The sequence below is a fragment of the Mesorhizobium sp. genome, assembly GCF_017306585.1.
GTDB lineage: Bacteria > Pseudomonadota > Alphaproteobacteria > Rhizobiales > Rhizobiaceae > Mesorhizobium.
The window spans coordinates 15,248-39,418 of sequence record NZ_JAFKIC010000134.1 but is presented as its reverse complement, the minus strand read 5'-3'; the positions used below and the strand labels follow the sequence as shown (position 1 = coordinate 39,418).

22 protein-coding genes and 1 riboswitch are annotated in these 24,171 nt (G+C 64.8%); of the genes, 13 read left to right on the top strand and 9 right to left on the bottom strand.

Annotated elements, in window-relative coordinates; all coding sequences use genetic code 11:
- The first annotated feature begins 292 nt into the window (after positions 1 to 292).
- The 4 genes from J0I79_RS13495 (at position 293) to J0I79_RS13480 (ending at position 5,593) form a co-directional block, all read left to right on the top strand.
- The gene (locus J0I79_RS13495) at positions 293 to 3,667 is read left to right on the top strand and encodes a helicase-related protein (RefSeq protein ID WP_292858985.1); all 3,375 of its coding nucleotides are present in this window, start codon (positions 293 to 295) and stop codon (positions 3,665 to 3,667) included.
- Positions 3,668 to 3,681: 14 nt separating this feature from the next.
- The gene (locus J0I79_RS13490; protein WP_292858982.1) at positions 3,682 to 4,068 is read left to right on the top strand and encodes an RNA-binding S4 domain-containing protein; all 387 of its coding nucleotides are present in this window, start codon (positions 3,682 to 3,684) and stop codon (positions 4,066 to 4,068) included.
- Positions 4,069 to 4,302: 234 nt separating this feature from the next.
- Positions 4,303 to 4,641, top strand: a complete 339-nt coding sequence (gene fdxA, locus J0I79_RS13485; RefSeq protein WP_141833746.1) for a ferredoxin FdxA — start codon at positions 4,303 to 4,305, stop codon at positions 4,639 to 4,641.
- A gap of 370 nt (positions 4,642 to 5,011) precedes the next feature.
- Entirely contained in the window at positions 5,012 to 5,593 is a 582-nt protein-coding gene (locus tag J0I79_RS13480) for a CarD family transcriptional regulator (protein WP_137930869.1), read from the top strand.
- A 267-nt stretch (positions 5,594 to 5,860) separates the two neighbouring features.
- Here J0I79_RS13480 and J0I79_RS13475 read toward each other — a convergent pair whose 3' ends face one another.
- The 3 genes from J0I79_RS13475 to J0I79_RS13465 form a co-directional block, all read right to left on the bottom strand.
- Positions 5,861 to 6,637: an amino acid ABC transporter ATP-binding protein gene (locus tag J0I79_RS13475; RefSeq protein WP_292858972.1), complete on the bottom strand. Its 777-nt coding sequence runs from the start codon at positions 6,635 to 6,637 to the stop codon at positions 5,861 to 5,863.
- Positions 6,634 to 7,314 (bottom strand): amino acid ABC transporter permease, encoded by a 681-nt coding sequence (locus tag J0I79_RS13470; protein ID WP_292858969.1) that lies wholly within the window; start codon positions 7,312 to 7,314, stop codon positions 6,634 to 6,636. Before J0I79_RS13470 ends, J0I79_RS13475 begins: the two co-directional genes overlap by 4 nt.
- A gap of 139 nt (positions 7,315 to 7,453) precedes the next feature.
- Complete coding sequence (locus tag J0I79_RS13465; RefSeq protein WP_292858966.1) at positions 7,454 to 8,227, bottom strand: amino acid ABC transporter substrate-binding protein; 774 nt, start codon at positions 8,225 to 8,227, stop codon at positions 7,454 to 7,456.
- A gap of 322 nt (positions 8,228 to 8,549) precedes the next feature.
- Between J0I79_RS13465 and J0I79_RS13460 the strand changes: the two genes are divergently transcribed.
- The gene (locus J0I79_RS13460) at positions 8,550 to 9,413 is read left to right on the top strand and encodes an RNA polymerase factor sigma-32 (protein ID WP_292858963.1); all 864 of its coding nucleotides are present in this window, start codon (positions 8,550 to 8,552) and stop codon (positions 9,411 to 9,413) included.
- Positions 9,414 to 9,428: 15 nt separating this feature from the next.
- On the opposite strand, the gene J0I79_RS13455 is transcribed toward J0I79_RS13460, so the two are convergent.
- The 4 genes from J0I79_RS13455 to thiB form a co-directional block, all read right to left on the bottom strand.
- Complete coding sequence (locus tag J0I79_RS13455) at positions 9,429 to 10,898, bottom strand: M48 family metalloprotease (RefSeq protein WP_292858960.1); 1,470 nt, start codon at positions 10,896 to 10,898, stop codon at positions 9,429 to 9,431.
- Positions 10,899 to 11,155: 257 nt separating this feature from the next.
- Positions 11,156 to 11,923 carry a thiamine ABC transporter ATP-binding protein gene (thiQ, locus tag J0I79_RS13450; RefSeq protein WP_292858957.1) on the bottom strand — a complete coding sequence of 256 codons (768 nt, stop codon included), beginning with the start codon at positions 11,921 to 11,923 and terminating at the stop codon, positions 11,156 to 11,158.
- Complete coding sequence (gene thiP / locus J0I79_RS13445; protein WP_292858954.1) at positions 11,916 to 13,535, bottom strand: thiamine/thiamine pyrophosphate ABC transporter permease; 1,620 nt, start codon at positions 13,533 to 13,535, stop codon at positions 11,916 to 11,918. The genes thiQ and thiP overlap by 8 nt, the downstream gene beginning before the upstream one ends.
- A gap of 255 nt (positions 13,536 to 13,790) precedes the next feature.
- Positions 13,791 to 14,789, bottom strand: a complete 999-nt coding sequence (thiB, locus tag J0I79_RS13440) for a thiamine ABC transporter substrate binding subunit (RefSeq protein WP_292858951.1) — start codon at positions 14,787 to 14,789, stop codon at positions 13,791 to 13,793.
- Between the two features lie 43 nt (positions 14,790 to 14,832).
- Positions 14,833 to 14,947: riboswitch (TPP riboswitch) on the bottom strand.
- A gap of 87 nt (positions 14,948 to 15,034) precedes the next feature.
- Here thiB and J0I79_RS13435 point away from each other — a divergent pair.
- The 4 genes from J0I79_RS13435 to J0I79_RS13420 all read left to right on the top strand — a co-directional run bounded on the left by J0I79_RS13435 (position 15,035) and on the right by J0I79_RS13420 (position 18,140).
- Positions 15,035 to 15,691, top strand: coding sequence for a thiamine diphosphokinase (locus J0I79_RS13435; RefSeq protein WP_292858948.1), 657 nt, complete (start codon positions 15,035 to 15,037; stop codon positions 15,689 to 15,691).
- Position 15,692: 1 nt separating this feature from the next.
- Positions 15,693 to 17,513, top strand: a complete 1,821-nt coding sequence (locus J0I79_RS13430) for an ABC-F family ATP-binding cassette domain-containing protein (protein ID WP_292858945.1) — start codon at positions 15,693 to 15,695, stop codon at positions 17,511 to 17,513.
- 85 nt (positions 17,514 to 17,598) lie between these two features.
- Complete coding sequence (locus tag J0I79_RS13425; RefSeq protein ID WP_292858942.1) at positions 17,599 to 17,841, top strand: type II toxin-antitoxin system CcdA family antitoxin; 243 nt, start codon at positions 17,599 to 17,601, stop codon at positions 17,839 to 17,841.
- On the top strand, positions 17,841 to 18,140 hold the full coding sequence (locus J0I79_RS13420; RefSeq protein WP_292858939.1) for a CcdB family protein: 300 nt from the start codon (positions 17,841 to 17,843) through the stop codon (positions 18,138 to 18,140). Before J0I79_RS13425 ends, J0I79_RS13420 begins: the two co-directional genes overlap by 1 nt.
- 32 nt (positions 18,141 to 18,172) lie before the next feature.
- Here J0I79_RS13420 and J0I79_RS13415 read toward each other — a convergent pair whose 3' ends face one another.
- The gene (locus J0I79_RS13415) at positions 18,173 to 19,906 is read right to left on the bottom strand and encodes a hypothetical protein (protein ID WP_292858936.1); all 1,734 of its coding nucleotides are present in this window, start codon (positions 19,904 to 19,906) and stop codon (positions 18,173 to 18,175) included.
- Positions 19,907 to 19,981: 75 nt separating this feature from the next.
- On the bottom strand, positions 19,982 to 21,280 hold the full coding sequence (locus tag J0I79_RS13410) for an adenylosuccinate synthase (protein ID WP_292858933.1): 1,299 nt from the start codon (positions 21,278 to 21,280) through the stop codon (positions 19,982 to 19,984).
- Between the two features lie 212 nt (positions 21,281 to 21,492).
- On the opposite strand from J0I79_RS13410, the gene J0I79_RS13405 reads away from it, so the two are divergent.
- The 4 genes from J0I79_RS13405 to J0I79_RS13390 all read left to right on the top strand — a co-directional run bounded on the left by J0I79_RS13405 (position 21,493) and on the right by J0I79_RS13390 (position 24,164).
- Positions 21,493 to 22,395, top strand: coding sequence for a DMT family transporter (locus J0I79_RS13405; protein WP_292858930.1), 903 nt, complete (start codon positions 21,493 to 21,495; stop codon positions 22,393 to 22,395).
- Positions 22,396 to 22,559: 164 nt separating this feature from the next.
- Complete coding sequence (locus J0I79_RS13400; protein ID WP_292858927.1) at positions 22,560 to 22,871, top strand: antibiotic biosynthesis monooxygenase family protein; 312 nt, start codon at positions 22,560 to 22,562, stop codon at positions 22,869 to 22,871.
- 38 nt (positions 22,872 to 22,909) lie between these two features.
- Positions 22,910 to 23,224, top strand: a complete 315-nt coding sequence (locus tag J0I79_RS13395; RefSeq protein ID WP_292858924.1) for an EthD family reductase — start codon at positions 22,910 to 22,912, stop codon at positions 23,222 to 23,224.
- A gap of 82 nt (positions 23,225 to 23,306) precedes the next feature.
- A complete protein-coding gene (locus J0I79_RS13390; protein ID WP_292858921.1) occupies positions 23,307 to 24,164 on the top strand; it encodes a sigma-70 family RNA polymerase sigma factor in 858 nt (285 codons plus the stop codon).
- Positions 24,165 to 24,171 lie beyond the last annotated feature (7 nt).

Here is a 24,171-nt window from a genome sequence, read left to right as displayed (position 1 = left end):
CGGGCCAGTTCGACGATTCAGCATGTGGTGAGACTCATGGTCACGAAATCCATATGTAGCCGTGAACAAAAGCTGAATCCCGAGGAGTCAGCGATTCGTCGCCGATTCGTTCCAGACTCGTTCCAACTGTTAAGCGCCGGCTGATTTGCGGGTTGACCAAGGCACCTCCAGGCCCCTGCCGGAACATTCCGCTTTCGCTTCGCGCCCGAAATCCCTATGTGTCGCCTGTCACACGCGCCACGCGAGGCGCGCTCCCGACAATGAGTGGCCAGAAAGCCTTATTTCCGAGCCGATGAATATCCAGCCCAAACACACAGAGCCGCTGATCCTGTCGGGCCGCGACGTGACCGCCGTGCTTGGACCGACCAACACCGGCAAGACCCATCTCGCCATCGAGCGCATGGTGGCGCACGAGACCGGCGTCATCGGCCTGCCGCTTCGGCTGCTGGCGCGCGAGGTCTATGGCCGTGTCTGCGAGAAGGTCGGGGCCCACAAGGTCGCGCTGATCACCGGCGAGGAAAAGATCCAGCCGCCCGGCGCGAAATATTCGGTCTGCACCGTCGAGGCGATGCCGCGCGAGACCGATGCCGCCTTCGTCGCCATCGACGAGGTGCAGCTCGCCGGAGACCTCGAGCGCGGCCACATCTTCACCGACCGCATCCTGCACCTGCGCGGCCGCCAGGAAACGCTGCTGCTCGGCGCCGCCACCATGCACGGCATATTGCAGCGTCTGCTCAAAGGCGTCTCGGTGGTGACGAGGCCGCGCCTGTCGCATCTGGCCTATGCCGGTTCCAAGAAGCTGACCCGCCTGCCGCGCCGCACGGCGATCGTCGCCTTCTCCGCCGACGAGGTCTACGCCATCGCCGAACTGATCCGCCGCCAGCAGGGCGGTGCCGCCGTCGTGCTCGGTGCGCTTTCGCCGCGCACGCGCAACGCGCAGGTGGCGCTATTCCAGTCGGGCGATGTCGACTATCTCGTCGCCACCGACGCCATCGGCATGGGCCTCAACCTCGATCTCGACCATGTCGCCTTCGCCCAGAACCGAAAGTTCGACGGCTATCAGTACCGCAACCTGACGGCAGCCGAGCTTGGCCAGATCGCCGGCCGCGCCGGCCGGCATCTGCGCGATGGCACTTTCGGCGTCACCGGCCAGGTCGACCCGCTCGACGAGGAACTGGTCAAGAAGATCGAAAGCCATGACTTCGACCCGGTGAAGGTGCTGCAATGGCGCACCGCCCGCTTCGACTTCAGCAGCCTTGACGCGCTGAAGCGCTCGATCGAGACCAACGCGCCGGTCGAGGGCCTGACCCGCGCTCTGCCGGCCGTCGATGCGCAGGCGCTCGAATATCTGTCGCGCGACGAGGAGATCCGCGCTCTTGCCAGCGATGCCAAACGCGTGGCGCTGTTGTGGGAAGCCTGCGCGCTGCCCGACTACCGCAAGATCGCGCCGGCCCAGCACGCCGATCTCATCGCTTCGATCTACATGGACCTTGCCCGCCATGGCCATGTCGACGAGAACTACATGGCCGAGCAGGTGCGCCGCGCCGACACCACCGAGGGCGACATCGACACGCTGTCGCACCGCATCGCGCAGATCCGCACCTGGACATTCGTGTCGAACCGGCCCGGCTGGCTGGCCGATCAGGCACACTGGCAGGAAAAGACGCGCGAAATCGAAGACAGACTGTCGGATGCGCTGCATGAACGGTTGACGAAACGCTTCGTAGACCGCAGGACTTCCGTCCTCATGCGGCGCCTTAGAGAAAATACCATGCCTGAAGCCGAAATCAGTCCTACCGGAACCGTCCTTGTCGAAGGCCATCACGTTGGCGAATTGCAGGGGTTCCGCTTCACCGCCGACCAGACGGCCGGCGGCGAAGACGCCAAGGCCGTGCGCACCGCCGCGCAGAAGGCGCTGGCCGCCGAATTCGAGGCGCGCGCCGAACGCTTCGGCGCCTGCCCCAATGGCGACCTCGCGCTTGGCTCGGACGGTGTCCTGCGCTGGATCGGCGCGCCGATCGGCACGCTGGTGTCCGGCGAAGACGCGCTGAAGCCGCGCCTCGTGCTTTTGGCCGACGAACAGCTGACCGGCCCGGCGCGCGACAAGGTCGCCGCGCGCGCCGAACGGTTCGTCAATTTCCAGATCGAGTCGCTGCTGAAGCCGCTGGTCGATTTGAAGAATGCCGAGCAGATTTCGGGCATCGGCAGAGGCATCGCGTTCCAGCTGGTCGAGAATTTCGGCCTCATCAACCGCCGCGACATCGCCGAGGAGATGAAGTCGCTCGACCAGGAAGGCCGGGCAGCGCTTCGCCGGCTGGGCGTACGCTTCGGCGCTTATCATGTCTTCGTGCCGGCCTTGATCAAGCCGGCTCCCGCCGGACTGGTGACGCTGCTGTGGGCGCTGAAGAACGACGGCAAGGACAAGCCTGGTTTTGGCGATGTCGTCCATGCGCTGGCATCCGGACGCACGTCCGTCGTCATCGATCAGGCCTTCGACAAGGCCTTTTACAAGCTGGCCGGCTACCGCAATCTCGGCCGCCGCGCCGTGCGCATCGACATTCTGGAGCGGCTGGCCGACCTGATCCGCCCGGCGACCAACTGGAAGCCCGGCCTCGGCCAACGTCCGGACGGCGCCTATGACGGCCAGTCCTTCATGGTGACGCCGCCGATGATGTCCATTCTGGGCGCCACCGCCGACGACATGGAAGAGATCCTGAAAGGCCTTGGCTATCGCGCCGAGCCGAAGCCGGCGGCCGAGGTCAAGGCACGGCTGGAGGCACAGGACAATGCCGCCCGGGAAGCCGCCGCCGCCAAGCTCGCGGCGGAAGAGGCCGCGCGCGCCGAGCAGGCCAGAGCGGCCGAAGCCGCCGCGACGGATGGGGCTACGGAGACTGCGGTGGACGGTTCCGAACCGGCAGCCGCTGCCGAAGCTCCGGCCGAAGCCATCGCGGAAGCGCAGGCCGACCCTGTTCCGGAAGAGCAGGTGCAAGCTCCTGCCGAAGCCGAAGAAGAACCTGCATCGGAGGCGATAGCCGAGGCCGCTGCTGAACCTGCCGGCGAGCCGGAGGTGGAAGCCGTGCCTGTCGAGGCAACGCCAGCGGAACCGGCTGCCGAAGCCGTGACGGCAACTGAGGTGGTTTCGGACGAGCCTGCCGTGGCGGCCGAAACGGCCTTTGGCGAGGCCGTTGCCGAAGCCGAAGCGCCGAAGCCGATCCTGTTGTGGCGTCAGGGCCGCTTCGAGCAGCGCCCCCGCCATCACGAAGGCCGCAACAATCGCCAGCGCAACGGACAGGCGCGCGGACGCGGCAATGCGCCGGCCGAAGCTGGTGGCGCTCAGGCGACCGGCGCGTCAGGCGAACGCCCCGCCCATGAAGGTCGGCGCGACGGCGCCGGCAAGCCGCGCTTCGACCGCTCCAAGTTCAAGCCCAAGCCGCAGGGCGAAGGCGAGCAGCGCCGTGACGGACGGCCGCAAGGCGATCGCGCCGATCGCCGCGACGGCAGGCCGGACTGGAAGAACAACAGAGCGGAAGGCAAAGGCCCCGACCGGGGCAAGGGCGGCGGAAAACCCGCCTTCCAGCCCAAGCCGCGCGAGGAGCGCCCGGCCCGCTTCGATCCGGACTCACCTTTCGCCAAGCTCGCCGCCCTGCGCGACCAGCTTAAGAAGTAAGCCGGCGGGGTTCGATGGTTGCGGAAGGCCGCCAGCGCATCGACAAATGGCTGTTCTTCTCGCGCGCGGTGAAATCGCGCTCGCTGGCGGCGAAGCTGGTGGTCGCGGGTCGCGTGCGCATCAATCGCGACAAAGCGGCGCAGGCCTCCGATCTGGTCAAGCCCGGTGACGTGCTGACGATCACGCTCGACCAGCGCATCTTCGTCTGGAAGGTGCTCGGCGCCGGCACCCGGCGCGGCCCGGCCGAGGAAGCCCGTACCCTTTACGAAGACATGTCGCCGCCGCCCACACCGAAAGGCGAGGCCCTTCCCGACGCGATCCCGGCGCTGCGCGAGGCCGGCAGTGGCCGACCCACCAAGAAAGAGCGTCGCCAGACCGATCGCCTGTTCGAAGACGATTGAGGCCAGTCGCCCCAAGGCGGCGGCTTTGCCGCGGCGGATGCGGGATGCGGGCCACGTCTGAATCCGGCAAACAAATGATCCCGGAGATGACAATGACCCCGTCATAGCCGGCGGCATGAAATTTCATTTCCAAAACGCCGGCGCCACCGGGCACGGCCGCCCTTGCAAGCGGCTGCCAAAGGCGTTACCTCACGGAAAAAGCCCAATAAAGTTGGGACGTCCCGGAGCCGACCGATGACCTATGTCGTGACCGACAACTGCATCAAGTGCAAGTACATGGACTGCATCGAAGTCTGTCCGGTCGACTGTTTCTATGAAGGCGAGAACATGCTCGTCATCCATCCGGACGAATGCATCGACTGCGGTGTCTGCGAGCCCGAATGCCCCGCGGATGCGATCAAGCCGGACACAGAGCCCGGCCTCGACAAGTGGCTGCAGATCAACACCGAATATGCCGAGAAATGGCCCAACATCACGGCCAAGAAGGAACCGCCGGCCGACGCAAAGGCCTTCGACGGCGAGGCCGGCAAGTTCGAAAAGTACTTCTCCGCCGAGCCCGGCGAGGGTGACTGACAGCGCTACCGTTCAGGCGGTATGACGCAGCGTAAAGGGTATGGTGCATTAACCGCCTTGACAGGCGGCGATAGGTCGTGGCCTTCGCGTATGCAGCAAAACCTTGATTCTTCCGACTTTTTGTGTTACACCAACGAAACATGCCGGTGACACAACGTCGATTTATGGCGCAGACGCCCCAAATCACTGAAAGGTGAAATTCCCAATCCGGACCAGAGCGATCTGGGCCAGGCGGTCGCAATTCGTGCGGTTTGCCGGTCCCGGCCTTTCCCGGTGGGTACACCAGTTGTGCGGCTAACGATCGGGTTCCCCGATCGCACGAGTTCGGGCCGGCAGGATGCCGGTACCACAACAAGGAGTTCAGGGCGTAATGGCAACAACCACACCGCAGAAGAAGTCCACCGGTGCGCGTCACGGTTTCAAGACCGGCGAATATATCGTCTACCCGGCGCACGGCGTCGGCCAGATCGTTTCGATCGACGAGCAGGAAGTGGCCGGGCACAAGCTGGAACTGTTCGTCATCGACTTCCAGAAGGACAAGATGCGCCTGAAGGTGCCGGTCGCCAAGGCGACCTCCATCGGCATGCGCAAGCTGTCGGAAGAGGATTATGTCGAACGCGCGCTGAAGGTCGTGCAGGGCCGCGCCCGCATCAAGCGCACCATGTGGTCGCGCCGCGCCCAGGAATATGATGCCAAGATCAATTCGGGCGACCTGATCTCGATCTCGGAAGTCGTGCGCGACCTCTACCGCGCCGACAACCAGCCGGAACAGTCCTATTCCGAACGCCAGCTCTATGAAGCCGCGCTCGACCGGATGGCCCGCGAGATCGCCGCCGTCAACCGCATGTCGGAAACCGAAGCCGTGCGCCTGATCGAGGTCAACCTCAACAAGGGCCCCAAGCGCGGCGCCAAGGCCGACAATGAGGAAGCCGAGCAGGAAGAAGCTGCCTGATCGCTTGCCAGTTTGAGTTCATGAAAAACCCGGCCTCGCGCCGGGTTTTTTGCTTTTGGGAAGCGGAATTTGAATACGCCGCGCCGCCCCTCATCCGGCTGCCGCCACCTTCTCCCCGTATAGCGACGGGGAGAAGGGCCACTTCCGCAGCCTCCACATTCTTTCTTGAAACGAAGATGATTTGCGCAATCATCAATGACGGCGACCTTTCTCCCCGTCACTATACGGGGAGAAATGCCCGGCAGGGCAATGAGGGGCAGCGCAGACCTACGAAGAGATCTTGCCACCTTCCGCCGCCGCCTCCTGCCGCAGCGAAGCAATGAACCGTTTCGTCCGTTCGCGCTCGGGATTGTCGAACACGACAGAAGCCGGCCCGCTCTCGACCACCACGCCGGCATCGAGAAACACCACTTCGCGCGCGATCTTGGAGGCGAGACGCAGGTCGTGCGTGGCCATCACCATGGTCGTGCCCTCGCTGGCAAGCTGGCCCAGCACGTCGACCACCTCCTGCGCCAGTTCGGGATCGAGCGCCGAGGTCGGCTCGTCGCACAGAAGCACCTTGGGCGACGGCGCCAGCGCCCGGGCGATCGCCACGCGTTGCTGCTGGCCGCCCGACAAGGTCGCCGGCCAGGCGTCGGCCTTGTGCGCCATGCCCACCTTCTCCAGAAGCGCCATCGCCCGCTCGCGCGCCTTCGCGGGCGACCATTTCAGCACCGTCACCAGTCCTTCCATGACATTCTCGATCGCGGTGCGATGCGGGAACAATTGAAAATTCTGGAACACCATGCCCGTTTGCAGGCGCAGCCGCCTGATGTCGAAGGCCGGCACCTTGGCTCCGGGCCGGAATTCCAGCGTTTCGTCGCCGATGCGAACCGTGCCCGACGTCGGGATCTCCAGCAGGTTGATGCAACGCAGGAGCGTGCTTTTGCCGCCGCCCGAAGGCCCGACAAGCGCGGTCACGCTGCCTTCGGCGATTGTGACCGTCACCCCCTTTAGCACCAGATTGTCGCCGAAGCGCTTTTCGATGTTGGTGAGGCCGATCATGAGCGCGCCTCCAGGAAGCCGCCATAGCGGTTGAGCCGTCCCTCCAGCCGCGTCTGCAGGGCCGACAGCACCGAACTCAACGCCAGATAGAGGATCGCCGCCTCGACATAGAGGATCAGCGGCTCGTAGGTCGTGGCGACGATGCGCTGCGCGGCCTGGAACATTTCCGGCACCGTGATGGCGGCGGCGAGCGAGGTGTCCTTGACCAGAGAGATGAAGGTGTTGGAGAGCGGCGGCACGGCGACGCGCCCTGCTTGCGGCAGAATCGTGCGCCGCATCGCCTGGCTCCATGTCATGCCGATGGAATAGGCTGCCTCCCACTGGCCTTTCGGCACCGAGCCGATGGCCGCGCGGATGATTTCCGACGTGTAGGCGCCGATGTTGAGCGTGAAGCCGATCAGGGCCGCGGTGAAGGCGTCGAGCAAGATGCCGACCGACGGCAGGCCGTAGAAGATCAGGAACAGCTGCACCAGCAGCGGCGTGCCGCGAAAGATCCAGACATAGAAACGCACGAGCGCCACCAGCGGCCTTGGCCCGAACAGCCGGCCAAGCGCCGCACCAAGACCGACGGTCAGCCCGAGGACGAAGGACAACAGCGTCAGCGGCACGGTAAAGATCAGCGCCGCCCACAACAGCGAAGGCAGCGAGTCCAGCATCAGTTGCAGCCAGTGCGGCACGAAAGACCCTCCGGAACAGTCAAGGCGGCGTGATTGAAACGCTTATGCTGGCGCCATATCACGACAAAAGCGGCGGGCCGTCAAAGACAGCCCGCCGCCGGATGGTGTTGCAGGAGCCGCTGACCGGCCCCGACGTGAGTTACTTCGAAACGTCCTGGCCGAAATAGGTGTCGGCGATCTTCTGATATGTGCCGTCGGCCTTGATGTCGGCCAGCGCCTTGTTGATGGCGGCGACCAGTTCGGGATCGCCCTTGCGCACGATGACGCCGGAATAGTCGGCGTTCTCTTCCTGCGCCGCGATCTTCACATTGGCGTCGGGCTTGTGCTTCTTGAAGTCGAGGAACGACAGGCTGTCGTTGATGGTCGCGTCGGCGCGGCCGGTCAGGAGCAGCTGGATCGACTGGTCAAAGCCGTCGGTGCCGACGAGTTCGGCGCCGTTCGACTCGGCCAGCTTGCCGAAGTTCGAGGTCAGCGACTGCGCCGACTTCTTGCCCTTGAGGTCGGCGAAGCTCTTGATGTCGGTGTTGTCGCCACGCACGATCAGCACCGCCTTGGAGGCGATATAGGGATCCGAGAAGTCGTACTTGGCCTTGCGGGCATCGGTGATGCCGACTTCGTTGATGACGGCATCGTAGCGGCTGACGTCGAGGCCGGCGATCAGCCCGTCCCACTTGCCTTCGAGGAATTCGACCTTGACGCCGAGCTTGTCGCCGATCGCCTTGGCGATCTCGACGTCGAAGCCGACCAGGGCGCCTGAAGCGTCATGATAGGTGAAGGGCGCGTAAGTACCCTCCGTGCCGACCTTGATGACACCCGCCTGCTTGATCTGGTCGAGATTTGCCCCGGCATGGCCGGATGCGACGGCCAGCGCCTGCAGCGTTCCGGCGATGATGAGTGACTTGAGCCATTTCATTTTTCTGTGATCCCGTCCTTGGCCGGAGACCCGGCATGTTGTGAGGACTGGAAAATGACAGATGCGGAGCGAAAAAATAAGGAACAGATTTTCAAAAACGAGACATTTCCGAAACTGAATTCTTCAAGAAAAATTCGACACAGAGATTGGCCCGACCGGAACCAATATCGGGCCGCGTGGACGGCTTAAGTCCGCCGCTACCAGCGGAACCTTTCTCGCGCATGGCTGTTTTGGATTTTCTAGGGCACGACGCCGCGATTTCAAGCTTGTGCCCGCCAAGTTCGTGACATCGGTCACATCGCCTGAGCCAGGGGAGCGCCTCATGATGGAAGACACGGCAGGACGGATCATGGTCCGCGCGGCGATGAAGGCGCCCTATCTCGAGCGTGATGAGGAACACCGGCTGGCACTGCTGTGGAAAGAGGACAACGACCAGAACGCGTTGCACTCCATTACCGTCGCCCATATGCGCCTTGTCATCTCCATGGCATCCAAGTTCCGCCACTACGGACTGCCGCTCGGCGATCTGATCCAGGAAGGCCATGTCGGCCTGCTCGAGGCCGCCGCCCGTTTCGAGCCCGAGCGCGAGGTGCGCTTCTCGACCTATGCGACATGGTGGATTCGCGCCTCGATGCAGGACTATATCCTGCGCAACTGGTCGATCGTGCGCGGCGGCACGAGCTCGGCGCAAAAGGCCCTGTTCTTCAATCTGCGGCGCCTGCGCGCCCGTCTTGCGAATGGCGCCGAACCGCTTTCCAACGAAACCCTTTACCGCGAGGTATCGGTGGCACTCGGCGTTTCCGAAGCGGATGTGGCGATGATGGATTCGCGGCTGTCGGCTCCCGATTCCTCGCTCAACGTCCCGCTTGCCGACGATTCGGGCGCCACCGAGCGCATGGATTTCCTCGTCTCGGACGACCCGCTGCCCGACGAGGTCGTCGGCGACAAGATCGACGTCGCGCGCCGTTCGGTCTGGTTGAAGGCCGCGCTCGCCGCGCTCAACACCCGTGAGTTGCGCATCATCGAGGAACGCCGGCTGACGGATGACGGCGCCACGCTGGAGGCGCTTGGCGAGACGCTCGGCATCTCCAAGGAGCGCGTGCGTCAGATCGAGGCGCGCGCCATGGAGAAACTCAAGGTCGCGCTGGTGAAGCAGAATCCGGAATTTCTGGCGACGGCGGCCTGAACCTCACGATATCAGCTATTTGTCGGTGACGATCTTGACCTTGTCACCGGCAGAAACCGCCGCGCCCGGCGACAGCGCGTTGAGCACGCGGAACAGGTCGAGCTTGCGGTCGACGCCAACCATCTGCGCGGCAAGCGTTCCCATGGTCTGGCCGGGCTGCACGGTAAGCACGCGGATGTGCAAGGGCTTCAGCGCCGCCTTTTCAGCGGGGCTCAGGATGCGGAACGAACCGCTCACCGAACGCGCCACGGTTTCCAGAGAGGTGCTGGCCGAAGGCGCTGCGGTCAGCAGCCGGTAAACCTGGCCGCCGGCACGGATCACCGCGATGTCGAACTGCCAGCCTTCCGCGCCGGCATGCGCGGTCGCGGCCTCGTTGCCGTTGATCGTCTCCTGCTTGACGGAATTCTCGTCGAGACCCGCCACCCAGCCGCTCTTGATGTAATCGGTCAGGGCACGGTTCTTGTCGATCGAAACGCCGTCGAAGCGGATCGCGATGTCGCCAGGCCCCGTGGCCGTCACCGCCGCCGCGTTGTTGTCGATGATGAAACCGTCCGGCACCGTGAACGAGACGCCCAGGCCCGGATGTAGGAAGGTCTCGCCGCGTACATAGCCTTCCTCCGGCGTATCGCCATAGAGCAGGCCGTCTATGCCGGCGAGGAAGGAATCGCGGTCGCGCGTGCCGACGCCGGGCGCGCCGAACTGGCGGGCATGGCGCTGCGCAAGGTCGATGCGCTGCGGCGTGTTCGGATGCGTGGCCAGGAAGTCGAGGCTGGCGTCGGTGGCGCCCGATATCGAGCGGAAGTCGGTATAGGCCGACATCGACTGCAGGAAACGGCCGGCGGCGTAGGGATCGTAGCCGGCTTCGCCGATCGACTTGATGCCGATAGCGTCGGCCTCCAGTTCCTGGTTGCGCGAGAACTGCGCCAGCCTGAGCTTGCCGCGGATCAGGGCCGCCTTGGCGGTCGGGCTATCTCCGAGCACGTCCGAGACCACCTTGGTCGCCAGGCCTTCCTCGGCCTCCAGCTGCTGGCGCTGCAAGCCGTGATTGGCGGTGACGTGGCCCATTTCGTGCGCGATGACGGCGGCAAGCTCGGATGAATCATTGGCCAGCGCCAGCAGGCCGCGCGTGATGTAGAGGTAGCCGCCAGGCAGGGCGAAGGCGTTGACGTTGGGTGAATTCAGAATGGTGATGCGATAGGTCTGGGTCGGATTGGCCGACACAACGGTCAGATTGCCGACGACCTTCGCGACCATGCGCTCCAGCTTGGGGTCGGAATATTCGCCGCCATAGGTCGCCAGGATGCGCGGGTGCTGCGCCTTGGCCATTTCGGCGAGCTTGGCATTGGCGACGACATTGTCGACGGTGATCGGCTTGTCGGATGGCTGGAAGCCTGATTCCTGAACGTCCGGCGGCGTGAACATCTGGCAGCTTGCCAGTGCCACGGCAAAGCCGGCCAGTGCCAGAAAGCGCGCCAGCGGCTTCAATCTTGGTCTTTCAACGCCGATCGCCAGAACGGCTTCCTTTCGGGTCCCGGAGCATGACCACGAAAACCGGGGGCGATCTTCGGAACTGTCATGCGCAAAAACAAACTGCTACGGCCTCCACTACGCCCCCTCAAGGGCTCGCGGTGGATGCTGCAGGCAAATCACGGCCTGTGCCGGACCGGTAGGGCGGACCTAGCCACACTACTTCTGCCAAGGCAAGCAAGCGTCCCTTCGCCTGAAGCCGGTTTGACCGTAAATTATGTCCGCTTCCGGGCAATATCTCGTGATAGGGCACTCACGCCGATATAGCGCCGGAATGCTTCGGGACCAGTCCCGGCGAAGAATTCGTCTGCAGTGCCCATGGCCGCCACTGTGCCATTGTCCACAAACACCACATTCTGGCCGATGCGGCGGGCGTCTTCCGGCTGATGGGTGACGAACAGCACGGTCATGCCTCGCTCGGCATGAAGGCCGGCGACCAGGTCGAGCATGTCGTCGCGCAAGGCGGGCCCGAGCGACGCGAAAGGTTCGTCGAGCAACAACACCGGGCGATCCAGCACCAGCACCCGCGCCAGCGCCACGCGCTGCCGTTCGCCGCCGGACAGTTCGCGCGGCAGCCGCTTTTCCTTGCCGGCAAGGCCGGTGCGGGCAAGAGCGTCGGCGATGGCCGCGCGGTCGGCCTCGCTCAACCGCAATGATGGCGAACGGCCGAGCCCGACATTCTGCTCGACGCAGAGATGGGCGAAAAGGTTGTTTTCCTGGAACACCATCGACACCGGCCGCGCCGCCGGCGGTTCGGCGCCGACATCGGCCCCGCCGATCAGCACGCGGCCGGACAATGGCGTCTCGAACCCGGCGATCAGATTGAGCAGGGTCGACTTTCCCGAGCCGCTCGGTCCCATGATGGCGGTGATCCGCGCCGCGGCGAACGCGACGTCGAAAGCAAGCGACGTTTCGCCATAGCTGAACGAAACCTTGTCCAGCCGAACCGAAGCCCCCTGCCCGCCAATTGCCCGCTCAGTCACGAACCACCGTCTCCTTTCTCAGCCGGTCGGCCGCCAGCACCAGGGCCAGGCAGACCACGCCAAGCAGCAACGCCAGCCCGGCGGCGTCCTGCGTGCGGTAGCTGCCCATGCGCGCCAGGAGAAGGTAGGGCAATGTCTGCACGGAATCACTGCCGAACAAGGCGATGACACCGAGATCGCCAAGCGACAGCGCCATGGCGAAAGCGAAGGCTGTGGCGAGCGGCCGTCGCAGCGTTGGCCAGTCGATCAACCTCAGCCTGGCCCAACCGAAAATGCCGAGCTGCGCACAGAGCCTTTCATGACGCTCGCTCGCCGCGTCATAGGCGGGGCGCACGGCCCTCAACGCAAAAGGCATGGCCATGACGGCGTTGACGGTGACGACCATCACCGGGGCGATGGCAAAGACGTCGCCGGCATGGCGCAGCAGCAGGAACCAGCCGGCGCCGATGACGATGGGCGGCACCACCAGCACGAAACCGGCACCGGTATCGGTGGCATGTTCGAGCAGCGTCCTTCGGGCTGTGCGCCGGCTCAAGGCCAGAGCCCGCCGCGCCATTGTCAGGGCCAGCGACAGCATCACCGACAACAGCGCCGACAGGAAGGCCAGCGCGGCACTTGTCAGTGTCGCCTGCCGCACCGCCGCCTCGCCGGCAAGCCTGCCAAGATCGGCGCCCAGCCCCGCCATCACGGTCGCGGCCATCGGTCCGGCGACGAACAGCAGCGCCAGAACGATGAGCGCCGTGTTGAGCGAAGCCTCACTGCCGCTGACCCGCAGGTAGCGGCGAGGAGCCACCGGCAGGTTCGTGTCGCCCACGACATTGGCGCCGAGCCGCGTCAGCGCCAGCACCACGACAAAGGTCAAGGCGATCTGCAGCAATGTTAGTGCCACGGCTCGCGCGGGATCGAAATCGAAGCGCAGCGCCTGGTAGATGCCGACCTCCAGCGTTGTCGCGGCTGGCCCGCCGCCGAGCGTCAGCACGATGGTGAAGGAGGTGATACACAGCATGAAGACAAGGCCGGCGACACCAGGCAAGGCCGCGCGCAGTGTCGGCCATTCGATCAGCCGGAACGCCGGCCGCGCGCCCATGCCGAGCTGGCTCGCCAGCCGCCATTGGTCAGCCGGTATGGTCTGCAGCGCTTCGAGGAACAGGCGCACGCATAGCGGCAGGTTGAAGAAGACATGCGCGACCAGAATGCCCGACAGACCATAAATACCCGGCCACCCCTGACCGCCAATGGCGCTGAACAGGCCGGAGAAATAGCCGGCACGGCCATAGAGCGTCAGGATGCCGAGCGCGGCAACGATCGCCGGCAGCGCCAGCGGCACGGCGAAGAGCTGCAGGATGAAGGCGCGGCCGGGAAACCGCGGATGCCGCGACAGTGCACGCGCCACGAACAGCGCCGGGACGACCGAAAGCAGCGTCGACAGGATTGCCTGCCAGAGCGTGAACCGGACGACGCGCAGCAGATAGGGATCGAAAGCCGCCCAGGCGCCGGAGAGGTCATGACCGCCCTCGACGAGCAGCCCGGCGAACGCGCCGCCGATCAGCAGCGCGATGGCGACGAGCGCGACAATGCCGGCGGTGACGCGGGGGTCAGACGCGCGCTGCACGAAAGACCCTTAGTAGGCGTCGAGTTCCTTCGCGCCCCCCTCTGTCCTGCCGGACATCTCCCCCTCTAGGGGGGAGATCAGCCGCCATTGGCGATTTCGCCAATGACCAATGCCGGGTGAACGAGCGGGGCACCCAAGCTGCCAATCTCCCCCCTAGAGGGGGAGATGTCCGGCAGGGCAGAGGGGGGCGCCGTAGAGCACTCATCTTTCGATCATAAGACCAAACTACTTGCTCATTTCGATCATAAGACCAAACTACTTGCTCATCACCGCCAGCCACTCATCGACCCAGGCCTTGCGGTTGGCCGCCACTTCCTCCGGGCTGAACAGCAGGGTCTTGGTCGGCTTGACCAGCTTGTCGAACGCCGCGTTGAGCGCCTTGTCGGTCTTCCCGGCCGGAAACATCCAGTTGGTCTCCGGAATGGCATCCTGGAATTTCGGCCCGGTCATGAAGGCGATGAATTTTTGCGCCAGCGGGTTCTTGGCGCCGGTCGTGGTAACGCCGGCAACCTCGATCTGCAGATACTCGCCTTCTTCAAAGGACGCCGCCTGGTAGCGCTCGGTGTTCTCGGCAACCATGTGGTAGGCCGGGGACGTGGTGTAGGACAGCACCATCGGCGCCTCGCCCTTGGTGAACAGGCCATAGGCCTCGCTCCAGCCCGGCGTCACGGTCAGCACCTTGGTCTTCAGCTTGGCCCAGGCTTCCGGCGCCTTGTCGCCATAGACCGACTTCACCCACAGCAGCAGGCCGAGGCCAGGCGTCGAGGTGCGCGGGTCCTGGATGACGATCTTGTCGTCGCCACTGCCTTCGACCAGTTCCTTCAGGCTCTTCGGCGGGTTCTTCAGCTTCTCGGTATCGTAGACGACAGCGAAGTAACCGTAGTCGAAGGGAACAAACGTATCGTCGCTCCAGCCGCCGGGCACGTTGACGTCCGTTACCGCGCCATGCGGCGCGAACAGGCCGGTAGCCTTGGCGTCGGCGGTGAGGTTGGTGTCCAGCCCAAGCACGACATCGGCCTTGGTCGACGCGCCCTCCAGCTTGACGCGGTTGAGCAGCGCGACGCCATCGGCGACCGAGACGAACTCGACATCGCAGCCGCATTCAGCCTCGAACGCCTTCTTCACCACCGGACCTGGACCCCAGTCGGCGGTAAAACTCTCATAGGTGTAGACGGTGAGTTTGTCCTTGGCCAAGGCTGGTCCGGACAGAGCCATGACGGCTGCTGAGACAAGAGCGTATAAAAGCGTGCGCATCGGCGCCTCCTTCGTTCGAATTGAAAGGAATTGAGGCGTCGGACTGTCCGAAACGTCTAATCCCTCCGCCGGTACAAACCGGATCAGGTTCAGCGGGTTGGCGAGACTGCCTCTCAGCCGGTTCGCGACGATCGCGGCCGGCACCCCGTTAGAGCGTTTCGACACATAGGCCCGGCCGGAGAACCGCGCAAGTGGGAGTTTGCCGCCTTCCGTTTCCCGTGCCGGGCTGGTAAGGGCCACCGGATATGAGCACATTCACCATCCTGCTTGGCGGCGACCTCGTCCGCACGCCACGGCTCGACCTCCAGGTCGAAGGCTCGCGCGTCATCGCCGCCGATGCCGGCATCGGCCATGCGCGGCTTCTGGGCCTTGTGCCGGAACTGTGGGTTGGCGATTTCGATTCCGTGCCGGCCGGCCTGCCGGACGATCTCGCCGACGTGCCGCGCCGGACATTTCCGGCGGAGCAGGACGCCACCGACGGCGAACTGGCGATCGCGGCGGCACTCGAACGCGGCGCGACCAGGCTTGTGCTTGCCGGCGCCTTCGGCGGCAAGCGCGCCGACCATGCCTTCCTGCACCTGGCGCTCGGCCTGCGGCTGGCCGAGGCAGGGACGGATGTGCTTCTGACCAGTGGCGCCCAGGAAGGCATTCCCCTGCTGCATGGAACAGCGCGCTTCGACTACGCCGACGGCACGCTGTTCTCGATCCTGGGTTTCTCCGAACTTGCCGGCCTGACAGTTACCGGCGCCAAATGGCCGCTCGACCAGGTCGAGGTCGCTTTCGGATCTTCATTGACCATCTCCAACGAGGTCAGGGTCGACAAGACCGGAGGCCTCGAAATCGCCCTCGGCCACGGCCGTGCGCTGCTGCTTGCCCATCCCCATCCTTTGCCCGAAAGCTGACATGGCCCCGCCTCTTCTCAATCTCGACGGGATAAAACTGACCTTCGGCGGCACGCCGCTGCTCGACGGCGCCGCCTTGAGCGCCTCGGCCGGCGACAAGATCGCGCTGGTTGGCCGCAACGGCTCGGGCAAGTCGACGCTGCTCAAGATCGCCGCCGGCCTCATCGCGCCGCAGGACGGCGAAGTGTTCCGCCAGCCTTCCGCGACCGTGCGCTATCTGCCGCAAATGCCCGACATGGAGGGTTTTGCCAGCGTGCGCGCCTATGTCGAGGCGGGGCTCGGGCCTGCCGACGATCCCTACCGCGCCAGCTATCTGATGGAGCATCTCGGCCTGTCGGGCGAGGAACGGCCCAACGATCTGTCAGGCGGCGAGGCCAGGCGGGCGGCTCTGGCCCGCGTCATGGCTCCAGAACCGGACATCCTGCTGCTTGATGAGCCGACCAACCATCTCGATCTGTCGGTCATCGAATGGCTGGAAGAAGAGCTCGTCCGGACCTCCTCGGCCCTCATCGTCATCTCGCACGACCGCCGCTTCCTCGAACGCGTGTCGCGCGCCACCGTCTGGCTCGACCGTGGCCAGACCCGAAGGCTGGACAAGGGTTTCGGCCATTTCGAGGAATGGCGCGACCAGGTGCTGGAGGAAGAGGAACGCGAGCAGCACAAGCTCGGCCGCCAGATCGTGCGCGAGGAACACTGGCTGCGCTACGGCGTGACGGCGCGGCGCAAGCGCAACATGCGCCGTCTCGGTGAACTGCAGACCATGCGCCAGCGCTTTCGCGGCCACCGCGGCGCCGAAGGCACGGCGACCATGGTGGCGAGCGACGCCGCCGAATCCGGCAAGCTGGTGATCGAGGCCAAGGCCATCGACAAGAGTTTCGGCGACCTCACCGTGGTCAAGGGGTTCTCGACCCGCATCCAGCGCGGCGACCGCGTCGGCCTCGTCGGGCCGAACGGCGCCGGCAAGACGACGCTGCTGAAGATGCTGACCGGCGAATTGGCGCCCGACGCCGGTTCGGTTCGGCTCGGCACCAATCTGGAGATCGCCACGCTCGACCAGAAGCGCGAGGCGGTCGATCCGCAGGAGACGCTGGCGCAGTATCTCACCGACGGCCGCGGCGAAAACCTCGTCATCAATGGCGAGCAGCGCCATGTCGTGTCCTACATGAAGGATTTCCTGTTCAAGCCCGAGCAGGCGCGCACGCCGGTGCGCGAGCTTTCCGGCGGTGAGCGCGCGCGGCTGATCCTGGCGCGCGTGCTGGCGCGGCCGGCGAACCTCCTGGTGCTCGATGAGCCGACCAACGATCTCGACATGGAGACGCTGGAACTGCTGCAGGAACTGGTCGCCGGTTTCGCCGGCACCGTCATCCTGGTCAGCCACGACCGCGACTTCCTCGACCGCACCGTCGCCAGCGTGATTGCGCCCGACGGCGGCGGCCGCTGGGTCGAATATGCCGGCGGCTATTCCGACATGCTGGCGCAGCGCGGCGGCACGAGGCTCGACGACCGCAAGGCGCGTGCGAAGGCCGAAGGGAGCGAGGCCCCGGCGGCAGCCAGAAGCGAGCCGGCAACGCCAAAAGGCCCGGCGAAGAAGCTGTCGTTCAAGCAGAAATTCGCGCTGGAATCTCTCCCCAAGAAGATGGAAGCGGTAACGGCGTCGATCGCCCGGCTGGAGAACAACATCGCCGACCCGGCTTTCTACGAACGCGATCCGGTCTCGTTCCAGAAGACCATCGCCGCCCTGGACAAGGAACGCACCACGCTGGCGGCGCTGGAGGAAGAATGGCTGGAGCTTGAGATGCTGCGGGAAGAGATGGAGGGGTAGGCACAGTCGACCGGCAACCCAAGTCGCTCGATATTGCTCCAGAACGGGAGTGCGCATATATTATGCGCATGTTGCGGAGGCCATTATGCGTAAGATTGCCTTGAATGCGATCCGTCAGCCTGCAAACCTGTCGATCGATTCCAGTCTCATGAGGGAAGCCAAGGGGCTGGACGTCAATGTCTCGCGCGCTGCGGAAGCTGGTATCGCGGAAGCGGTGGCAGCTGAAAAAACGCGGCTGTGGAAGCTTGAGAACCGCGCCACTATTGATGCCTGGAACGACTATACCGAAAAGAACGGCATTCCGTTGGAAGAGTATCGGCAGTTCTGATGCCTCGATATGACGTCTTCGCAGGCCGCGTCGAAGGCAGCTATCTGCTCGACGTTCAATCCGACCTGCTCGACAATTTCAAGACACGCGTAGTCGTCCCGCTTCTGCCGGTGGCAATGGTGCCGCCGCCAATGCGAAAACTCCATCCGATATTCGAGGTCAACGCCCGCAAGCTGGTTATGGCCACACACCTCATTGCCACCGTTCCGGTGAGCGAATTGGGCGAAAGTCGGTTGAACCTGACGAGGCATCGCGACGACATCGTCGCCGCACTCGACATGCTGTTCCAAGGCTTCTGAACGAAGGCGGCGGCGGGGCGAGACCCCAATCGTCAACCCGCCGTCTTCGCCTGCCAGGCCTTGATCGCCTCGTCGAACACCTTCTCGCCGGGAATGCCCTTTTCCATGGTGAGCAGTGCCCGCCGTCCGGTCTTGTAGACGACCGGCACGTCGATCCAGTCCTGGCCGCGCAACAGGGTCATGTTGGCGTCCTCGTCGGCCTTGGTGTCGTTGAGCGCGACGAGGAAGAAGCCGTCGGCGATCTTGGCCGGAATGCCGATCAACGGGCTGCCGGCATCCTGTTCGGAGCTTTTCATGGCGACGCGCAGGATGTTGTCGACACCGCCGCCCTCGAAGCCGTCGGGCGTCAGGAAGATCATCTCGATGATGTGGCTCGCCGGCAGCGTCTGGTCGGTGTTGCGCCGGATGGTCATGCGCAGCTGGATGTCCTTGCCCGGAATGGTCGCCTCGGCGCGGATCGCCGGTTCTGGCGGCAGGTCACCGCCCGGCGATTCCTGCACCAGCGACCAGACAATGCTGCCGGGCTCGGCGGAGCCCTGCGCGGTGCTCGTGCGCTCCTCATAGAAGATCGCCTTCTGGCCAACCGGTACCGAGGCCGGTGCAGCGGCGGCGGCCGGTGCGGGTGGCGTTGCGCCAGCCGGAGCCGGCGGCGTCGCCGCTGCGGCCGGCGCCGCGGTTCCATTGGCGGGCGGCGTCGCCGGCGCGGCGCCCGCGGCTGGCGTGGCAGCGGCAGGCGGGGTCGTGGCAGGCGCCGTCGCGGCCGGTGCCCCGGTGGCCGGCGGCGGATTGGCGGGAGCATTCGTCGCCGATGGCGGCGTCGTCAGCGCGGCAACCGATTCACCCTCGCCTATGCCGCTTTGTCCTCCGGCCGGACCGGGGTCGGTCTCGCCGCCTTCCGGCGTCAGCCGCTGCGTGAATTTCGTGCCTTCCGCACCGGTCGCGGGGGCCGGCGGCGTCGCCGCGGCGTCGTTCGCAGGCTTGGCCGGCGCCGGCTTCACCGGTTCGGTCTTGGCGACGACCTTGCTGCCGCCCAGGCCCAGCATCTTGCCGAAAGCGTCCTTGTTGAGCCAGATGCCGTAACCGCCGCCGGCCACGACCAGCAGCGCGACGACGGCGGCGATCAGCCCGCCATAACTGCGCTTGCGTTCCACCGGGCGCAGGCGCTGGAAAGTGTCGTCGGCCACGGGCGCTTCATCATTGGCGAAGACGTCGTCCTGATCGTCGTCCCGGGCCATGTCCATGCCCGGCAGGGCCTTCTCCGGGAAGTCCGCAGCCGGCTGCACCGGCGCTGGCCTTTGCCAGCTCGGCTCGGTCTTCGCGACAGGGGCAGGCGCCGGCCGGTAAGGTTCGGGGCTCGCCGCGGGCTGCGCCGGCTTGTAAGGCTCAGGCCTGTATGGTTCCGGCCTCGCAGCGGCGGGCGCGGGCCGATACGGAGACGGAGCGGGGGTCGGATCAGGCTTCGCCGGCTGCTTGGTGTGGCTTGGCTGGTTCTTGTTGCGGTCGATGGACGAAAAGATGTGCTCCAGCTCGGCCAGCGGATCGGCCTCCGGGGCTTTCCTGGCATAATCCCGCTCGACACTTGTGATGGCGTCTTCCAGGGAGCGCTTCTGGCTGGCGATGGCTTCGGCGGCCATGGGCGGCGAATATTCCGCAAGCTTCTTAGCCAGCATGGTACGAACGCTGTTATAGATGCGCGTGCGCTTTTCGGGCGTCTCGTCGCCGTGCTTTTCGAACGCATTTTTCAGAATAGCAACGAAATCTACCATGCTTCGGTCGACCTGTATTTTGTTTCCGCGCCGGCCCCCGCAAATCAGCCGCAATGCCCGGAAAGGCTTGAGAAACTAGTCTTGAAACGGATCGGTCACAAGTATCGTGTCGTCCCGTTCCGGGCTGGTGGAGAGGAGTGCGACCGGCGCGCCGATCAGCTCCTCGATGTACCGGACATATTTGACGGCCTGGGCCGGCAGATCGTTCCAGCTGCGCGCGCCGGCGGTGGTGCCTTTCCAGCCCTCCAGCGTCTCGTAGACCGGCTCGACGCGCGCCTGTGCGCCCTGGCTGGCCGGCAGGTAGTCGATCATCTCACCGTCGAGCCGGTAGCCGGTGCAGACCTTGATCTCGTCCAGCCCGTCGAGGACGTCGAGCTTGGTCAGCGCGATGCCCTTGATGCCGTTGACGGCGACAGCCTGGCGCACCAGCACCGCGTCGAACCAGCCGCAGCGGCGCTTGCGCCCGGTGACGACGCCGAATTCATGGCCGCGCGTGCCCAGGAACTCGCCGATCTCGTTCTTCTGCTCGGTCGGGAACGGCCCTTCGCCGACGCGTGTCGTGTAGGCCTTGGTGATGCCGAGGACATAATTGATGGCGCCCGGACCAACGCCGGATCCGGCCGCCGCCTGCCCGGCGACGGTGTTGGACGAGGTCACGAACGGATAGGTGCCATGGTCGATGTCGAGCAGCGTGCCTTGCGCGCCTTCGAAAAGGATGCGCTCGCCGGCACGGCGCTTGTCGTCCAGCACCTTCCAGACCCGGTCCATATAGGGCAGGATCTCGTTGGCGACCGAGGTCAGCTCACCCATGATCGCTTCATGCGTGACTTCGGCATGACCGAGGCCCCGACGCAGCGCATTGTGATGCGTCAGCAGCCTGTCGACCTTCAGGGGCAACGTTTCCAAATCCGCCAAATCCATCACCCGAACCGCGCGCCGGCCCACCTTGTCCTCGTAGGCGGGTCCGATGCCGCGGCGCGTCGTGCCAATCTTCGTTCCGGAATTGGAGGCCGCGTCTTCGCGAAATCCATCCAGTTCCCGGTGCAGTGACAGGATAAGCGCGGTGTTTTCGGCTATTTTCAGGCGATCCGGCGTTACTTCGACACCTTGCGCCTTGAGTTTCGCCACTTCGGCGACGAAAGCATGCGGATCGAAGACCACGCCATTGCCGATGATGGACAGCTTGCCTTCCCGCACGACGCCCGACGGCAACAGCGACAGCTTGTAGACCTTGCCGTCGACCACCAGCGTGTGGCCGGCATTGTGGCCACCCTGGAAACGCACCACGACATCGGCGCGCTCCGACAGCCAGTCGACGATCTTGCCCTTGCCCTCGTCGCCCCACTGCGAGCCGACGACCACCACATTGGCCATGATTCTTTTCCCTTGAGAGGCCGCGGCGCGGCTTGAATATGGTTCGAAACGACAGGCCTCTATAGCGTCAAGACCTCGTGAGCGCGACCTTTCTTTGCCGCCGAAAATGCCCTGAGGCACAACAATTTTCGGCTTTGACATCATTTACTTGCGCAGGCGGGGGCAATAGGCCGGCAACAATGCGGCTCACCGGCCGCGGCCGGAATCCCGCGATGCATCGAAGCGCCTACCTGTTCCTGCTGCTCACCACCTTGCTGTGGGGCGGCAATTCGGTGGCCGGCAAGCTTGCCGTCGGCCACGTCTCGCCGATGACATTGGTCTTCCTGCGCTGGCTGCTGGCGGTGGCGATCCTGCTGCCGATCGGCTGGCGCACGATCCAGGAGGACTGGCCCGTCGTGCGCAGGCACTGGTTCGTGCTCGCCGCGCTGGGCGCCAGCGGCTTCACCCTGTTCAACACCATCTTCTACACCGCGCTCAACTACACCACGGCGATCAACGTCTCGATCGAACAGGCGGCGATGCCGGTCCTGATCATCATTGCCAATTTCATCTTTTTCCGCCTGCGCGTGAACTGGACGCAGATCGCCGGCGTGGTGCTGACCATCGTCGGCGTGATCCTGACCGCCTGCCACGGCGATCCGCGCCGGCTGCTCACCCTGGAGCTCAATTTCGGCGACGCCATCATGCTGGTCGCGGTCGTCCTCTACAGCGGTTATTCGGTCGGCCTGCGGCTGAAGCCGGCAATGCGCTGGCAGAGCCTGATGCTTGCCATGTCGGTCGCCGCGCTCATCACGTCGCTGCCCTTCTTCCTGTGGGAGGCCGCGGCCGGCAAGGTCGACGTGCCGGATGCGCAAGGCTGGGCTGTGATCGTCTACACCGCGATCGGCGCTTCGGTCGTCTCGCAGATGACCTATATCAGGGGCAACGAGCTGATCGGCGCCAACCGCGCCGGCCTGTTCATCAACCTGGTGCCGATCTTCGGCACGCTGCTTTCGGTGCTGATCGTCGGCGAGACGTTCCAGCTCTACCAGGCCTTGGCACTGGCGCTGGTGCTCGGCGGCATCGCGCTCGCCGAATACAGCGGCCGAAAGGCGGCGATGCCCGCCAGCCGCTAGACGGGCCTTTGGTCCAGCGCCTGTTGTCCTTGCCGCGCCCTCCGTGGCCACCGCCATTACGAACCGTGCGATGCGCGGCCAATGGCTCGTAAAAAATTTCACGCCGCGATCCGTTTTCATCCTTCGGCTCGTCTTTGGCATGTTGGCAACAGAGGAGACATGCCATGTCCGACCAATCCGTCATCCTGATCAATCTGCTGAAGGTCGAGCCCGGTAAGCAGCAGGCGCTGATCGCGCTGCTGAAGCAGAACACCGAAACGGTGATCCGCACGCTTCCCGGCTGGAGGGCGACCCGGCTCATCGCCGCGGAGGATGGGGCCAGCGTCGTCATCTACTCGGAGTGGGAGAACCCGGCGGCCGTCGCGGCGATGCGCGCCGATCCGCGCATGAAGGCCTATTTCCCCAGGATTGTCGAACTGGCGAGCCTGGAGTCGATACTTGGCACGCAGGTGCTGGGTGAAATCCGCCCGGCATGAACACGCCCTCACCAAACCGTCAACAAAGGAGAACCGCAATGGCGCGGATGGTCGTGATTTACCCCACCCCGAAACACGTCGAGGCTTTCGACCGGCACTACTTCGATGTCCACGTTCCCCTCGCCCTGAAGCTCCCGGGCCTCAGGAAATACGAGGTCAGCGACGGCCCCATTGTAACACCCGTGGGAGCCTCCGATGTCCATCGGATCGGCACGCTCTATTTCGACGACCTTGCGGCCATCGGAAAGGCGTTCGCAAGCCCCGAGGGGCAAGCGGCCGGAGCGGATCGCCGGCTGTTTGCGCCCGACGAGACGGGCGTGCGGATGTTTCTCTTCGACAACCGGGACGTTTGACCCGCCCCGGTTCCACGATACTCATGACATCTCCATGACGTCACCAGCGGCAAGGCCGCCGCGGCACAACGGGACCCGATAGATGAACACCGACAACTTCGAGGACCGCCTGAAAGCGCTGCGGCCGCGCCTTCATCGCTACTGCGCGCGCATGACGGGGTCGGCCATCGCCGGGGAGGACGTCCTGCAGGATGCGCTGCTCAAGGCGCTGCATGCGCGGGCCGAGGGCACCGAGGTGGACAATCTCGATGGCTGGCTATTTCGCATCGCCCACAACGCCAGCCTCGATTTCCTGCGCGCCGGGTCGCGCCACGCGGTCGTCCCGCTCACTGAGGACGTCGAGGCGGCGGCCATGCCCGAACCGGACATCGTCGCGATCGGCTTCCAGACCTTTCTGCGCCTGCCCGAGCTTCAGCGCTGTGCTGTGATTCTCAAGGATGTCCTGGGGCATTCCGTGGACGAGATCGCCGATATCGCCGGGTGCTCGGGGGCAGCCGCCAAATCCGCGCTGCAGCGCGGGCGCGTAGCCCTGAAGCAACTGGCCCGGACGCCGGACGACACGAGACTGCCGCTGATGTCAGGGCCCGACCGGAGCAGGATGACCGCCTTTGTCCAGCTGTTCCGCAGCGGCGATTTCGACGCGATCCGCGCCATGCTTGCCGATGACGTGAAGCTCGAACTGGTCAATCGCCTGCGGCTGGACGGGCGCGAGAAAATCGCGCCTTACTTCACCCGCTATGCCGAGGTGACGAAATGGCGCTTCGCTTTCGGCGCGGTCGAAGGGCAACCGGCCATGCTGGTCTTCGACGGCACCGGCCCGATGGAAAGGCCGGCGCATTTCGTGTTGGTCGACTGGTCGCAGGACAGGATCGCCGGCATCCGCGATTTCCTGTTCGCGCCCTATGTGCTCGAAGCCGTGGATTGGGTGCGGCTGGGCTGAGCGGCTC

Bases quoted from the DNA above. Each gene is read 5' to 3' on its own strand.
- J0I79_RS13405 (WP_292858930.1), top strand. From the start codon at position 21,493: ATGCATCGAAGCGCCTACCTGTTCCTGCTGCTCACCACCTTGCTGTGG.
- thiB (WP_292858951.1), bottom strand. From the start codon at position 14,789: ATGCGCACGCTTTTATACGCTCTTGTCTCAGCAGCCGTCATGGCTCTG.
- J0I79_RS13410 (WP_292858933.1), bottom strand. From the start codon at position 21,280: ATGGCCAATGTGGTGGTCGTCGGCTCGCAGTGGGGCGACGAGGGCAAG.
- J0I79_RS13390 (WP_292858921.1), top strand. From the start codon at position 23,307: ATGAACACCGACAACTTCGAGGACCGCCTGAAAGCGCTGCGGCCGCGC.
- J0I79_RS13435 (WP_292858948.1), top strand. From the start codon at position 15,035: ATGAGCACATTCACCATCCTGCTTGGCGGCGACCTCGTCCGCACGCCA.
- J0I79_RS13460 (WP_292858963.1), top strand. From the start codon at position 8,550: ATGATGGAAGACACGGCAGGACGGATCATGGTCCGCGCGGCGATGAAG.
- J0I79_RS13395 (WP_292858924.1), top strand. From the start codon at position 22,910: ATGGCGCGGATGGTCGTGATTTACCCCACCCCGAAACACGTCGAGGCT.
- J0I79_RS13475 (WP_292858972.1), bottom strand. From the start codon at position 6,637: ATGATCGGCCTCACCAACATCGAAAAGCGCTTCGGCGACAATCTGGTG.
- J0I79_RS13400 (WP_292858927.1), top strand. From the start codon at position 22,560: ATGTCCGACCAATCCGTCATCCTGATCAATCTGCTGAAGGTCGAGCCC.
- J0I79_RS13465 (WP_292858966.1), bottom strand. From the start codon at position 8,227: ATGAAATGGCTCAAGTCACTCATCATCGCCGGAACGCTGCAGGCGCTG.
- J0I79_RS13420 (WP_292858939.1), top strand. From the start codon at position 17,841: ATGCCTCGATATGACGTCTTCGCAGGCCGCGTCGAAGGCAGCTATCTG.
- J0I79_RS13430 (WP_292858945.1), top strand. From the start codon at position 15,693: ATGGCCCCGCCTCTTCTCAATCTCGACGGGATAAAACTGACCTTCGGC.
- J0I79_RS13415 (WP_292858936.1), bottom strand. From the start codon at position 19,906: ATGGTAGATTTCGTTGCTATTCTGAAAAATGCGTTCGAAAAGCACGGC.
- J0I79_RS13495 (WP_292858985.1), top strand. From the start codon at position 293: ATGAATATCCAGCCCAAACACACAGAGCCGCTGATCCTGTCGGGCCGC.
- J0I79_RS13490 (WP_292858982.1), top strand. From the start codon at position 3,682: ATGGTTGCGGAAGGCCGCCAGCGCATCGACAAATGGCTGTTCTTCTCG.
- J0I79_RS13425 (WP_292858942.1), top strand. From the start codon at position 17,599: ATGCGTAAGATTGCCTTGAATGCGATCCGTCAGCCTGCAAACCTGTCG.
- fdxA (WP_141833746.1), top strand. From the start codon at position 4,303: ATGACCTATGTCGTGACCGACAACTGCATCAAGTGCAAGTACATGGAC.
- J0I79_RS13480 (WP_137930869.1), top strand. From the start codon at position 5,012: ATGGCAACAACCACACCGCAGAAGAAGTCCACCGGTGCGCGTCACGGT.